We start from the raw sequence: 14,343 nt of genomic DNA on the forward strand, positions 1-14,343 counted from the left end.
TGGCATATTAGCTAATTAGAAAATTAGCCAATTTCTTATGGTTTTTAGGCAATTCATCTTCTTTTACTATGCTGAGATACTGCTTTACCACTGCTATACCAAAATCTTTGACAGCAGGCGGATTGGGACGATCGAGAAACTCTATAAAGCGAGTGATAGGCAAAAAGTTCCAAGCGAGCGCCTGAGCGAGATAAGTTTTGAGGTAAGTGAGGTCTCCCCCGCGAGTAATTGCCTGACAGATACATTCATACGCCAAATCTCGCGAAGGGCGTTTCTCAAACAGCAAAGCCGTACCTATATAGAGCCAACCGCTATGGCGTACCCTAATGTCGTAGCGCAAAAGCACTTCCAAAGGCACTGACATATTGCGAATTTCGCGCACTTCGTTGCCCGTAACCCAAGTGCTGATATAGTCACACAACATCGCATCGGGGTAGTGAGGGTTGAGGCTTAGCTTATATTCAAAAATAGTACTGATAGGCGAGCATCCACCATTGGCATTGTAATAGCGATACGGGAAAGCATTCTTTAGGTCTGTATAACTTACCCCTACCCACTCGGTGTGGTATCCAAAAGTAAATTCTTTGTAGCCGTCATTTTCCTTCCAACCATAGTCAATTAGGAAAGGCTTCACTACCCCCAGAATATCCTTAGCTGAAGTAGCAGCAAACTCTGGAAACTCTCTATCAGGGTGTTTTAAGCGGGTGATTTGCGCCCAAAGCGGCAGAAGCTCATCCGTTAGTTGTATTTCATCTGTAAGACCTAAATAATACTGAATAGCTTTAACATAATCTCCTTTGAGTTGTCTCGCTTTTTCTTTGGCTGCTGCCGAAACTTCTGTGAAAAGCAAACGATTGCAAGCAACAATGAGATCGTCAATATCAGGTTGTACGCCTTGTACTTCGTATTGCAAAAGCTTATCCACCAATACTTCTGCTTCTATATAAAAAGGCAGATGCGTGGGGGTAGAGAGCAAAGGCAAGTGGCAGTGCAGGAGAATGGAATCAATGACCATTTGCCCCTTGCGGAAAAGGAATGGCAGTACTTCGCGAGCATTGCCTAAGTAATAATCCTGCGTGTAGGCTTCAAACTCTTTTTCGGAGAGTTTTTTACGTTTTTTACAGAGTTCTTCCCACGTATAATTACATTTAGGGTCAAGAGCCAAAGGACGCTTGTCTATCAGCGCACGCAAAACTCCCAAGAGAATGGCATCGGTAGGGATTTCCTCCTTATCTACTCGCTTGGTGAGCTGTTTGATATAAGGTGAAAGAGACTTTGCCCAATCGGCAGAGAAGTCGTCTTGCAAGGTGATAAGCCCCTCCAAGAAGACATCTATTGTATGAGCTGCAGGCTCACGGAGGCAGTCGCCGAGGAGAAAGAGGAGATTTTCAGGTGTCAGGGTGCGAGCCGCACAGGCAGTTTTGGGGGTGCGGAAACTGTGGGAGGTGTGGGAGTTTTCGGAGTTCTCAGAATTTTCTGATGGACTTAGAGTTGCAAGGAGGTTTTGGGCTTTGCCTTTTAGGTAATCGCGGTAAGGAGCAATGACTTCGGGGAGACCTTCGTGGTTAAAGTAGGTGGTGAGGAGGCTAGCGACTTTCTCTTGGAGTTGGGTATCGGGGACAGTGAAGAGTACCGCTAATTGTTCGCGGTAGTCGGGATTGGTAGGGGCTTGCTTTTGGTAGTATTTTTCTAAGATTTCTACCCCTATGAGTTGGGATTTAGCGATTTTGGACACGGTAAAGCAAAATGCAAAATTGTCGGCAAAGGCTTGGAAATCAAAATCGGGATGGGTGCTTATTTGAGCAATGCACTTCATCGCAAAGTTGATAAGCGATGATTTGTCCAAGGTTAGCAAGGCAAAGAGCGTGTGTTGGCTTGGGAGCAACTCCTCTTCGTTAGGTACTAATCCCTCAATCCAACGGCAGTACATATCTAATACATTCTTTTTCCAAGGGTTGAGCAACACTTCTATAAAGCTGGTTACGAAGCTCTTATCAGGGAAATAGTTTTTCTTACAAAGCAGGGTAAAGACTTTTTGCCATTCCAAACCACTACTAATAACATAATCTATATACTTAGCTGTATGAGGAATCACGCGCGTTGCCAACTCTGGGTACTCAAGTAATACCTCAGCCGCTTCAGTTTCTTGCTTACGATAGTACTCGATATCATATAAGTTTTTAACAAAAATCTCTTCATTAAAAGGGATAATCCCCTCTGTGTAAAGAGCTAAGAGTATTTCGATAGAAAAACTACGCGGGGATAGCTCAAAAACCTGTTGAGCACCCTTTATCATATACGCCCCTTCGGGGGTATGGATAAAATCCATAAGGGCTTGGGTGTGTTGGGAATTTAGAAAGAAAAGAGGATACTTAATACGTGTATGATAACTCTTTATAGAAGTGAAATCCAACTGTTTTTCTATACTAAGCAATTCTTCTACATTATTACATACACACATCATAAGATAGGTAATAAGGTACTTATTTTCGTAGCTAAGACGCTTGCTTTCCAAGAGTTCTTCCCAATTTTTATGTTGGGTTTGCTTTTTGATTTGTGTTTTTTCCTGCTCGGGAAGGGCAAAGGCAATACGGCGGATTTCTGCCCAGTTTTCTGTTCTAAGGGCTGAGATAAGTTCTTTGTTCATAAGGTACTTTTTACTATTATAATTATTAGTTAATCAAAAAACTAACCAACTTCTTGTGATTCGTCGGTTTCTTTTCTTGTTTTTCAGCCAAAGGTAAATAGGCTTCTACTACCGCTTTTTGGAAGCCTTTTACTTTAGGGTCGCGGGTAGGGAGATCCAAAAACTCTACAAAGCGAGCGATAGGGGCGTATTTATGCGCTAAAAGCGTCCCGATGGCTTCGGTAAGGTAGGTGAGTGTTTCTCCTCTTTGGAGTACTAAAAGGATATATTCGGTAGCCAAATCGCGCAGAGGTTTTCTTTCGGCTAAAAGACAAGTAGCGACCATTAGCCAACCGCCGTGATAGATAGGCAAGTTGTATTGTAAAAGCAAACTCATCACGCGAGTGGCTTCAGTGAGGCTTTCGCTATCCATACCTTGGGTATAAGTGAGTAGGTATTTGCACAGCCAGCCATCAATATAGCGAGGGTTTAGGCTGAGCTCATAGTCAATATCCTCATCTATTACCTTGCCCATTGGCGATACATTGTAATAGTTGGCTCCGAGGTCATTATAGTACGAATAGGTACTATGTTTTTTATCCCAGTTGCCTTCCAAAATGATTTTATTTCGTTCTACACCGTTGATTTTGGTAAGTTCTACTTCGTATTTCAGATAAAATGGACGTACCAAGCCCTGTAAATTAGGTTTCTGTGGGATTTCCAATTCAGGGAATACCCCATCAATATCTTTCAGGCGTAAAACTTGCCCCCAGAGTACTCGTGTAGCATCGGTTATGGTGATGGTTTTGCTTACCTCAAAGTAATATTGTAAGGCAGGAGCATAATCCCCTGTAAGGGAAAGAGCTAATTGCTTTTGTGCTTCTGTAATCTCGTTAGGGAGCAAGCGGTTAAGTCCTATGATGACATCTTCTTGTATAGGGGTTTTACCCGCTTTTTCATATTGAATAATGCGTTCTAAAAAGGTAAGCGGTTCTATATAAAACGGAGCGTGAGTGGGGGTGCTGATAAATGGCAACGTCTCTTTCTCTTTGAGCTTTCGTAGAGTACATGCTATCTTATTGAAGAGAAAAGGGAAGATCTTCTTCGCTTTATTAGCACTTACATGTATTTCTCTTAGTTTGTTGAACTTCTCGGCTTGTGAGTATTTCTTTTCGTTATAGAGTTCTTGTAATTCATTCCATTCCTTATTGGTATTATAAACAAGAGGGATAGGGCTTTGGCTACACCACGAGTCTAAAAACTGATAGAATAGTGATGTAACAGCCCTTTCGTTAGAGAGTAACTGTTTGAGATAGGGTTTTACCTGCTCTGGGTAATCTGCAGGGATTTGTGCTTGCAACTGGTTCAAGCCCTCAAAGAAAAGATCTAAGACAAGGGGAGAGCGCTCACGAATGCAATCGCCAATGAGGAAGAGCAGATCGTCCCAAGTGCGAGGAGTGCGAGCGGCATAGGCAATCTTGGGGGTGTGAGCCACACAGGCAGTTTGAGAGTTTTCGGAGTTCTCAGAATTTTCTGAATTTTCTGATGGACTTAGAGTTGCAAGGAGGTCTTGGGCTTTGCCTTTTAGGTAATCGCGGTAAGGGGCGATGACTTCGGGGAGACCTTCTCCACTGAAATAGGTGGTGAGGAGGTTGGCAACTTTTTCTTGAAGTTTGGCATCAGGGACGGTGAAGAGTACCGCTAATTGCTCGCGGTAGTCAGGATTGGTAGGGGCTTGCTTTTTGTAGATATTTTCCAAAATACCTAAACCAATGAGCTGTGATTTGACTATCTTTTGGGTAGCAAAACACAGGGCAAAGTTGTCGGTAAAGACTTGGAAGTCAAAGTCTTTTTCGTTAGCAATCTCTTTGATGAGTTTCATCACAAAGTTCACCACCGAGGTCTTGTCGCTACTGAGCAGGGCAAAGAGGGTGTGTTGGTTAGATAAAAGCTCTTGGTGGGAGGGTTCAAAGGTTTCTATCCAACGGCAATACATATCCAACACAGTCTTCTTCCAAGGGTTCAGTAGGGCTTCGATAAAAGAGTGGAGAATCGCATTTTTGTTAGTCAAATATCCTTTTTTGTTTAGGGTATGATATATTTTTTTCCATTCTTCTGTACTAAATATAGTATCTTGGATATACGCTGGTACAGAAGGGAAAAGAACAACTGTTTCTGGGTGTTTCAACAGGTATTTAGTAAGATGCTCGTCTGCCTTAAACCAATTGAGGTCATACATTTTTTGTATAAAAACACCCTCATTAAGAGGAATATACCCAGCCTTGTATACCGACCAAAGTATTTGAAAAGACATCTCCAGAGGATTATCTTTATACATCAGCTGGATACCTTCTATCATATAAGCCCCTTGTGGAGTTTGAACGAAATCTAATAAAACTTCGTCTTCTAAAGAAGATAGAAAATAGTAGTAATTCCCCTTTACATAAGGTTCTATATTCTGGAAAAGTTCTATTTTTCTTACCTCCTCTAAGGTATTGCACACACACATAATAGTGTATGAGATAATGGCTAATTCCTTATCAGAGAAATGGTATCTTTTTTCTTTTTCGAGGATTTCCCGAAAGATAAAGTTAAAATTCTTTCGGGCAAAATAACTCTTTAGCTCCTGTCTTTCTTCCTCAGAAAGACCAAAGCAAATATTGCGTATCGCGGTAAAATCGTGTGCCTTAATGGCGGAAAGTAAGTTTTCTTTCATAAGTGAATAGTGACTAATTAATAAAAGCTACTAACTTTTTGTGATTTGTAGGTTTCTTATCTAGTTTTTCAGCCAAAGGCAAATAGGCTTCTACGACACTTTTTTGGAAAGCTTTTACTTTGGGGTCACGGGTAGGGAGATCCAAAAACTCTATAAAGCGAGCGATAGGAGCATACTTATGGGCTAAGAACGTCGCAATAGTTTCAGCAAGATAGGTGAGCGTTTCCCCTCTTTGGAGGGCTAAAAGTATATATTCAGTAGCCAAATCACGCAAATCCTTCCTTTCGGCTAAAAGACAAGTAGCGACCATTAGCCAACCGCTGTGATAAATAGGCAAGTTGTGTTGCAAAAGCAGACTCATCACACGGGTAGCTTCAGTGAGGGATTCCCCGTCCACTCCTTGGGCATAAGTGAGCAGGTATTTGCACAGCCAACCATCTATATAGCGTGGGTTCACACTGAGTTGATAGTCAATATCCTCATCTTTCCCCTTGCTCATCGGCGATACATTGTAATAATTAGCTCCAAACTCGTTGTAATACACATAAGTGGCGTAGGTTTTATCCCAATTGTCCTCCAAAATAATTTTATTCCGTTCTACACCGTTAATTTTGGTAGGCTTCACTTCGTATTTCAGATAAAACGGACGTACCAAGCCTTGTAAGTTAGTTTTTTGTGGGATTTCTAACTCCGAAAATACCCCATCAACGTCTTTTAGGCGTAACACTTGCCCCCAGAGTACTCGCGTAGCATCAGTTACAGCTATTTGCTTGTTTACCTCAAAGTAATATTGCAAGGCAGTGGCATAGTCGCCCGTAAGAGAACGAGCTAATTGCTTTTGCTCCTCGGTAACTTCCGTAGGCAGCAAGCGGTTAAGTCCCACGATAACATCTTCTAACATAGGCGTTTTTCCAGCTTTTTCATATTGGATAATGCGCTCCAAGTATGTCTGTGCATCTATATAAAAAGGACTATGGGTGGGGGTACTCACAAAGGGAAGCGAGTTGCCTTGCTTGAGTTTTAGTAGCAGTCGCTTAGTTTTATCACGGAGGAAAGGCACAGGGTTATAGAGTTTTCTGCCAAAAATATCATCAGAGAGCGAGGCTTTGCCCTCCCAAACATCGATCACCCAGCGCATACATTTTCGGTAAGTAGTGAACTCAAAAGGCTGGTCGCCCAACTGCTTTTGGTATGGACTTATCTGCTGAGAGAATTCAGCTGGAATTTGCGCTTGTAACTGGTTCAAGCCCTCAAAGAAAAGATCTAAAGCAAGAGGCGAACGCTCACGAATGCAGTCGCCAATAAGGAAGAGCAGATCGTCCCAAGTGCGAGGAGTGCGAGCGGCAGGAGCAATTTTTGGGGTGCGAGCCGCACTGGCAGTTTGGGAGTTCTCGGAGTTTTCGGAGTTCTCTGAATTTTCTGATGGACTTAGAGTTGCAAGAAGGTCTTGGGCTTTGCCTTTTAGGTAATCCTGATAAGGAGCGATAACCTCTGGGAGACCTTCTTGGTTGAAATAGGTGGAGAGGAGGTTGGCAACTTTTTCTTGGAGTTTTACATCTGGGACAGTGAAGAGCACCGCTAATTGCTCACGATATTCTATATTTATAGGAGGTTGCTGTTTGTAATGCTTTGCTAAAATATCCAAACCTATGAGTTGTGATTTGGCTATCTTTTGGGTAGTGAAGCATAGGGCAAAGTTATCAGCAAAAGATTGAAAGTCAAAGCCCTTTTCGCTGGATATCTCTTTGATGAGTTTCATCACAAAGTTCACCATCGATGTCTTGTCGCTACTGAGCAGGGCAAAAAAAGTGCTTTGATGAGATAAAAGCTCTTGACGGGTAGGCTCAAATGTTTCAATAATACGGCAATAAAAGTCAAGCACATTCTTTTTGTAAGGATTTAGTAATGCCTCTATATGACTACCTACTATACTACGGTCTGCGAAATATCCTTTAGCTTGCAAAATACTGTACAACTCTTTCCAAGCATCAGAAGTATAGGGTACCTCTTGGGTGATATGTTGGGGGACTACGGCAAAAATCTTCTTACTGATTTCCTTGTTTTCTAATAAGAAATTTACAAAAGGTTCATCGGTAATATGCTTATTGTTCCAAAAGAAGAATTTTTCAACAAAAAGATTTTCATTATAGGCAATAATACCTTTTTGATAAAGAGTCCAAAGAATCTTAAAAGTAAATTCATTTAGCAAATCTTCTTCAGAAAAAGATTTGAACAAAGTAATGAGGTATTTTCCTTCTTGGGTTACTATCAAATTCAATATCTCTGAAAAGTGAATTCTACTCATATAGAGTATCATCTGATCATTAGAAGAAAATGTTTCTCCTGACAACTTTATTTCTTTCAATTCTTCACTTGTCCTACAAAGACATAAAAGTGAATACGAAAAATAATTTCTTTCTTCTAAAGCCAAGCGAGGAGCTTTATTTTGAGTATTGTGATATAGTTGTTCCCAACGGACTGTTTGCAAGGTATGTATAAGGCTATTGCGCTCTTCCTCAGAAAGACCAAAGCAAATATTGCGTATAGCGGTAAAATCGTGTGCCTTAATGGCAGAAAGTAAGTTTTCTTTCATAACTAAAAAAATTAATAGTGAAAAATGAATAGTGACTAATCATTAAAAGCTGCTAACTTTTTGTGATTGCGCGGGAGTTTGTCCCGCTTCTTCACTTCTTCTAAATAGAGTTCCACTACTTCCTTGCCAAAGGCTTTTACGGCTGGTGGATTAGGGCGGTCGAGGAATTCTATAAAGCGCGGTATGGGCAGGTAATCCCAAGCGAGTACATTGGCAAAGTAAGTTTTCAAGTGAGTTAAGTCTTCACCACGAGCAATCGCCTGACAAATATATTCATACGCCAAATCACGTGAGGGGCGTTTTTCAAAGAGCAAACACGCGCCTATATACAGCCAACCGCTATGGCGTACACGCAGGTCATAACGCAAAACAGCTTCCAAAGGCAAAGTCATATCGCGCACTTGGTCAGCCTCATTCATCGTTGCCCAGAGCGCTATGTAAGCACACAATATCGCATCAGGATAGTGGGGATTGAGGCTTAGTTTATATTCTGCCTCTTGAGCCGAAATGCATTTCCCTTCATTGGCATTGTAATAGTTGTAAAGGGTAGGACGGCTTTTATTTTTGCCATATTTGTAATAATGATTGCAGTGATAGGTGAACTCTTCGCCTACTTCACCATTGGCATAAGTTCTTTTCTCCCAACCATAACGGATATAGAAAGGTTTCACGACGCTAAGGATATTCTTTGCCTGAGTATTTTCAAATACTTTGAACTCCTCATCGGGGTGTTTTAGGCGAGTGATTTGTGTCCATAGCGGTAGAAGTGCTTCGTTTAATTGTATTTTATCGGTAATGCCTAAATAATACTGAATAGCAGGAGCATAGTCGCCTTTGAGTTGTTGGGCTTTTTCTTTGGCTGCTGCCGAAACCTCCCAAAAGAGCAGGCGGTTGCAGGCGACAATCAGGTCATCGAAGTCGGGGGCTTTGCCTTGGGCTTCGTATTGCAAGAGCTTATCGACCAACACTTCCGCCTCTATATAGAAAGGTTCGTGCGTAGGGGTAGAAAGGAAAGGCAAGGTGTCTTTCTCTTTGAGCTTTTGGAGTGTACGTGCTATTTTATTAAAGAGATAAGGGAAGGTTTCTTTTGCTTGATTAGCAGCTATGTGCATCACTCTTGGTTTGTCGAGTTTATCGGCTTGTGTATATTTATGTTCTTTGTAGAGTTTTTGAATTTCTTTCCATTCCTTGTCGGGATCATATACAAGGGGGGTAGGGCTTTGGTTACTCCAAGAGTCTAAAAAGTGGTACAATAGTGGCATCATTCCCACAAACCACTCACGGGCGAGAAGCTGCTTGAGGTAGGGTTTTACCTGCTCAGCATAATCCGCAGGGATTTGGTCTTGCAAACGCACGAGAGCATCAAAGAAAACATCAATAGTAGCAGCTGTTTTCTCGCGGATACAATCACCAATGAGGAAGAGGGTTTCATTAGGGGTTAGGGGATAGATGATAGGGGTTAGGGTGCGAGCCGCACAGGCAGTTTTGGAGTTCTCGGACGAGGCTGACCTGTCGGACAAGTCGGACGGGGCGGATGATTCCGATGGACTTAGAGTTGCAAGGAGGTCTTGAGCTTTGCCTTTTAGGTAATCGCGGTAAGGTGCGATGACTTCGGGGAGACCTTCTTGGTTGAAATAGGTGGTGAGTAGTTCAGCTACAGCTTCTTGTAGTTTTACATCGGGTTGGGTGAAGAGGACTGCTAATTGTTCGCGGTAGCTGACATCGGTAGGAGGGTGTTTTTTGAACTCTTTAGCCAAAATCTCTACTCCTTGAAAGAGTGCTTTAGGTTGTTTCTCTACGGTAAAGGCGAGCGGGAATTGTTGCATAAATCTCTCAAAATCAAACTGTGGCGCATTGGCAATAGAGACGATGTATTCCATAACGGTCTTTACCACACTGCCTACTCCAGTGCCTAAAACGGCAAAGAGCGTTTGTTGATGAGCCAAAAGTTCCTCTTGGGTAGGGGCAAGCCATTTGAGCAAACGGCAGTGCCAATCGAGGTGGGGTTTCTTCCATTGGTTGAGCAATGATTCTAAAAGCTGCCCTACAAAGCTACGAGGGATTTGGTAGCCATAATGCACCAATAATTCAAATACGTCATCCCAATAGGTAGTTACCTTAGCCGAACCCAAATAATTGGTCTTGCGCAGGGTATCATCGCTTTCCCATTTGGAAAGGTCAAGCACTTTGGCTTCGATACGATAAAGCTGCAAAAGTACTTTTTCAATGGCTTCGGGATTTTGCAAGAGGAAGTTTACATCAGCGGTTACATAGCGGTTGAACATAGAGACCTCAAGAAGGTTTTTTACAAAGCGTTCCTCATCAAAAGGAATCCAGCCTTTTTTATAGAAATACCATTGGAATCCAAAAGAAAGTCCATTAATTTCTTTGTTGTAACGTTCTTTGAGTATTTTTTTGATATACTTATCAGGAGGAAATTGTGTAAAGTAGTTGATTACAGGTTCAAAATAATAAGAAGCCAAGATAGCATAAGGAGTTACTTGATAAGTTTCACCATAATAATTCTCCTTATCAATCATCGCTTTGGCAATATCGTTTTCTTCACGCACCATAGTGATCAGGGCATAGTTAAGCGCTTGAAAAATTTTATCTTTATAGCGATAAGTATCCTTTTTATCAACGTTCTTTTGTGGAAAATCTTTTTCTGAATAGGGGTCTAATACCCTAATAGCTGCTATAGTTTCATAACGCTCACTATCGGTAAGCTGACTTGTTATATTTAAAATAGCTGAGAAATCGCCTTCAGCAATGGCGGTGATGAGTGCTTGATTCATTTTTGTTTTTGATTTTTTATTATTGAATTTGATTATTTATTTGATATGGCAAACATAGTAAGCAGGGGCACTGCATCTTATCCTCGAAAACGTTTATAGAGAATACTTTCCTTTTCGCTACTACCTCTCTCGAGGATTTCTTTGCGGAAACGTGTAGCTACTGTTTTGTTGAAAAAGCCTGCTTCTTTAAATATTTTCAAAGCTCCTTCCTCTAAGGCTTCCGACCATTTGTAGCTGTAATAGCCTGCGGCATAACCTCCACTGAAAATATGTGAGAAAGCAGGAGAAATACACATCTCATCTATAGGTGGATAGAGTTGTGTTGCTTTGGTAACTGTCTGTTCAAAAGTGCGAACATTTTCAAGACGTTCCAAATGAGGATAGGTATGCCACTCCATATCTAAAAATCCAAAATTTAACTGACGCACATTCAAAATGCCTTTCATAAAGTCTTCAACAGCTTTTACTTTCTTCACCCATTCTATAGGCAGAGGTTCCCCCGTTTGGTAATGAGTGGCAAAAAGGCGCAAAGTTTCTTCTTCATAACACCAATTTTCCATCAGCTGACTGGGGAGTTCTACAAAGTCGCGGGCTACATTGGTACCACTGAGCGAAGGATAGGTTACCTTGGAAAGTATTCCGTGAAGAGCGTGTCCAAACTCGTGAAAGAGGGTCGTTAGCTCGCTGAAGGTGAGCAAAGAAGGAGCGGTATCTGTTGGGCGGGTGAAGTTGCACACTATAGAGATGTGCGGACGGGAATCGTTCCCCTGTTCATCTCTATACTGCTCCTTGTACGAGGTCATCCACGCCCCATTGCGTTTGCCTGCACGAGGGAAAAAATCGGTGTAGAAAAGGGCGAGATAATTGCCGTTTTCATCGGTTACTTTGTAAGTTTGGACTTCGGGGTGGTATTTTTCTACCTCATTGGTAAGAGTGAAGTGCAAGCCGTAAAGCTTATGTGCCACCGCAAACATTCCTTCCACTGCCTTATCTAATGCCAAATAAGGTTTGAGGAGCGAATCGTCTATTTGGTAGCGCTCTTGTTTCAGCTTTTCGGCATAATAAGCAAAATCCCACTGCTGAAAATCGGTGAGACCAGATAAGGTTTTGAGCTCTTCTAATTCCTTAAGTGCTTGAGGTTTATCTTTTTCTAATTGTTCGTTGAGGAAAGCTATCACCTTTTCGGGGGTTTCCGCCATACGTTCTTCTAAAGCAAAAGTAGCATAATTAGGGTAGCCTAACAAAGAGGCGCGTGCTTGTCGCAATTGGGCGATACGCAACACATTGGTTTCGTTGTTGTAGGCACTCTCTCCCGCACAACGACTGTGATAATCGGTGAAGAGTTTCTGACGCAAGTCGCGGTTATCAGCATATTTCATTACCGCAGTATATACAGGTAAATCGAGGGTAATGACCCAGCCTTGTACATTGCGTTTTTTAGCTTCTTGCGCGAGCATTTCAAGGACAAAATCAGGTAGCCCACTGAGGGTATTTTTATCGGTAATTACCCATTGGTAATGTTGGGTCTCTGCCAATGCATTCTCAGAGAATTTTAGTTTGAGTGTGGCTAACTCTTTGTCTATTTTTCTCAAACGCTCTTTGTCATCAAGTGACAAATTCGCGCCATTACGAGTAAAACTTTTGTAAGTTTTTTCAAGGAGTGTCTGTTGTTCTGCAGTGAGTGATAGGTTTTCGCGCTGGTCATACACTGTTTTTACTCGCTTGAATAGGGCTTCATTCAGGCGGATATCATTGCCGTAGTCAGTAAGCAGGGGTGAGATGCGTTGGGCTTCGGCTTGCAGAGCTTCGTTAGTCTCGGCACTGTTGAGGTTGAAGAACATAGCCGTAAGTCGGTCGAGTTCTAAGCCTGTGTAAGCCAAGGCTTCTATTGTATTTTTAAAAGTAGCGGGTTCAGGATTTTGGGTAATACTATTGATTTGGGCAAGGCTTTCGGCGATAGCTTTTTCGATAGCTGGCAGATAGTCAGTAGGAGTAAAGCGCGAAAAGGGCGCCGCGTTATAAGGGGTTTGAAACATATAATTATCTTTTAATTAATGAAAGGGCAAAGATAGTTTTTTATATACATAAAACAAAAAAAGCTGCTTGATTTCTCAAACAGCTTTTTTTATTTTTTGATACCTGATACCTAATGCCTGATACCTACTTATCTTGCATCGCAAATACTGATTTCAACAAAGGAGTAGTACGCGCTGCTATATTAGTGCGTATTTCCTTTTCTTTGTCGCCTACTTTCACGAATAAACCATTGATAGCTTGTTCTGTAACGTATTTGGTGAGATTTGCCTCAACAGGTTTCACCAATGGAATTTGGTTGTATTTATTGATGATATTTTCCCAAACTTTATCAGCACCTACTTCGCTAAGCGACGATTGGATTTTAGGAGCAAAAGCACTTTCCAATGAGCTGTAAGTAGTATTTTTCAAATAGGTAGTGGCGGCAGTATTATCACCTTTGAGGATGTTCATCGCATCGGTAAAGGTCATATTTTGTATAGCTGAAAGAAAAATAGGTTTTGCCTGACTCACCGCATTTTCAGCAGCTTCGTTCAGCACTTTAAGTCCTTGGTCTGCTAAAGAGCCCAAGCCGATAGAACGCAAGGTTTTATCTACTTTTTGAAGTTCTTCGGGCAAAAGGATACGCACTGCTTGGTCTTTAAAATAACCACCGTTCTTGCTCAATAGGTCTACCCCACTGCTCACGCCCAATTCGAGCGCTTGCTTGAGACCACTGGCTACGTTAAAACCGCTGCCACCTTGTGAAGTGTTATTCAATACTTGTTGCAATTCGTTGCAACTGTTCAACGATAGAGAGCCCATAGCTAAGAGCCCTAAAAACATTAGTTTTTTCATAGATTCTTATTATTATTTGATGTGATTCCTCTTTCTTCAGTGTAGAGTGCATAGAATGTAGCAAACATAAAAGGCAAAGAAAAAATAAGCCCAATGCCAAAAAATAAAGCACCCAATATAGTTATAATCCCTCCCACTAATCCTGAGAGAAAAACTGTGCCAAAATTGAGCCTTACACGCTCAACACTATCTCCTACAGCTTGTTCGAATGACTGATTTTCAAAAATAATTATAGGTATTACAAAGGTTAATATAAGAGAAATAAAAATATTGAAAAGTGTACTCAATATAGGAAGTTCAAAAAAATTCATCAAAAGGGAAAGCAATGAGGTAGCCACTGTAAGTAAGGCAGCATAGGTTAGCAAGCGCCTCGTGTATGGTGAGTTATAGTGTACAAAGAAATAATCAAGTGAGGCAGGTTCTCCTTGATCTACTTTCCTAAAATTCTCATAGAACCCTGCTACCAATGGTGTTATGGCACAGATGATAAAGATGCCTAATAGATGCAATTTCACTTTTACAATAATCCTTTGCGTCTCTGATTGATAATCATAAGGATTTCTTATTGTCTCAGTAAATTCACCTATTCCTGCTCCTAAAGCCAAAGGTAAGAAAAATACATATAATATAGTTACGATTACAACGAGGAGTAAAGCTCCCAAGATAAGGGTTGCGAGGCTACTCTTATAGAGATTGCCTGCGCGGCTTAAAACATTGGATACTGACATAATATAAAATATTT

Annotated in this window: 7 protein-coding genes; all 7 read right to left on the reverse strand. The window is 41.5% G+C overall.

The genetic code is table 11. The annotated features are described in order from the left end of the window. Positions 1-7 precede the first annotated feature (7 nt). The 7 genes from DR017_RS03025 to DR017_RS03055 all read right to left on the reverse strand — a co-directional run bounded on the left by DR017_RS03025 (position 8) and on the right by DR017_RS03055 (position 14,329). The gene (locus DR017_RS03025) at positions 8-2,647 is read right to left on the reverse strand and encodes a DUF6493 family protein (protein WP_002680592.1); all 2,640 of its coding nucleotides are present in this window, start codon (positions 2,645-2,647) and stop codon (positions 8-10) included. A gap of 25 nt (positions 2,648-2,672) precedes the next feature. Continuing rightward, positions 2,673-5,342 carry a DUF6493 family protein gene (locus DR017_RS03030; protein ID WP_002680638.1) on the reverse strand — a complete coding sequence of 890 codons (2,670 nt, stop codon included), beginning with the start codon at positions 5,340-5,342 and terminating at the stop codon, positions 2,673-2,675. 13 nt (positions 5,343-5,355) lie between these two features. Continuing rightward, a complete protein-coding gene (locus DR017_RS03035; RefSeq protein WP_002680553.1) occupies positions 5,356-7,935 on the reverse strand; it encodes a DUF6493 family protein in 2,580 nt (859 codons plus the stop codon). Between the two features lie 35 nt (positions 7,936-7,970). Next, positions 7,971-10,730 carry a DUF6493 family protein gene (locus DR017_RS03040; protein WP_002680617.1) on the reverse strand — a complete coding sequence of 920 codons (2,760 nt, stop codon included), beginning with the start codon at positions 10,728-10,730 and terminating at the stop codon, positions 7,971-7,973. A 77-nt stretch (positions 10,731-10,807) separates the two neighbouring features. Continuing rightward, the gene (locus DR017_RS03045; protein ID WP_002680641.1) at positions 10,808-12,766 is read right to left on the reverse strand and encodes a M3 family metallopeptidase; all 1,959 of its coding nucleotides are present in this window, start codon (positions 12,764-12,766) and stop codon (positions 10,808-10,810) included. A 124-nt stretch (positions 12,767-12,890) separates the two neighbouring features. Beyond that, positions 12,891-13,601, reverse strand: coding sequence for a DUF4197 domain-containing protein (locus DR017_RS03050; RefSeq protein WP_040361525.1), 711 nt, complete (start codon positions 13,599-13,601; stop codon positions 12,891-12,893). Further along, positions 13,598-14,329 (reverse strand): DUF2189 domain-containing protein, encoded by a 732-nt coding sequence (locus DR017_RS03055; RefSeq protein WP_002680636.1) that lies wholly within the window; start codon positions 14,327-14,329, stop codon positions 13,598-13,600. The genes DR017_RS03050 and DR017_RS03055 overlap by 4 nt, the downstream gene beginning before the upstream one ends. Between the last annotated feature and the right edge of the window lie 14 nt (positions 14,330-14,343).

This window comes from Capnocytophaga sputigena, from assembly GCF_900446695.1.
Classification (GTDB): Bacteria; Bacteroidota; Bacteroidia; order Flavobacteriales; family Flavobacteriaceae; genus Capnocytophaga; species Capnocytophaga sputigena.

What these genes read in the sequence shown, in the direction of transcription:
- DR017_RS03035 (WP_002680553.1), bottom strand. Translation starts at nt 7,935, where the DNA reads ATGAAAGAAAACTTACTTTCTGCCATTAAGGCACACGATTTTACCGCT.
- DR017_RS03050 (WP_040361525.1), bottom strand. Translation starts at nt 13,601, where the DNA reads ATGAAAAAACTAATGTTTTTAGGGCTCTTAGCTATGGGCTCTCTATCG.
- DR017_RS03040 (WP_002680617.1), bottom strand. Translation starts at nt 10,730, where the DNA reads ATGAATCAAGCACTCATCACCGCCATTGCTGAAGGCGATTTCTCAGCT.
- DR017_RS03025 (WP_002680592.1), bottom strand. Translation starts at nt 2,647, where the DNA reads ATGAACAAAGAACTTATCTCAGCCCTTAGAACAGAAAACTGGGCAGAA.
- DR017_RS03055 (WP_002680636.1), bottom strand. Translation starts at nt 14,329, where the DNA reads ATGTCAGTATCCAATGTTTTAAGCCGCGCAGGCAATCTCTATAAGAGT.
- DR017_RS03030 (WP_002680638.1), bottom strand. Translation starts at nt 5,342, where the DNA reads ATGAAAGAAAACTTACTTTCCGCCATTAAGGCACACGATTTTACCGCG.
- DR017_RS03045 (WP_002680641.1), bottom strand. Translation starts at nt 12,766, where the DNA reads ATGTTTCAAACCCCTTATAACGCGGCGCCCTTTTCGCGCTTTACTCCT.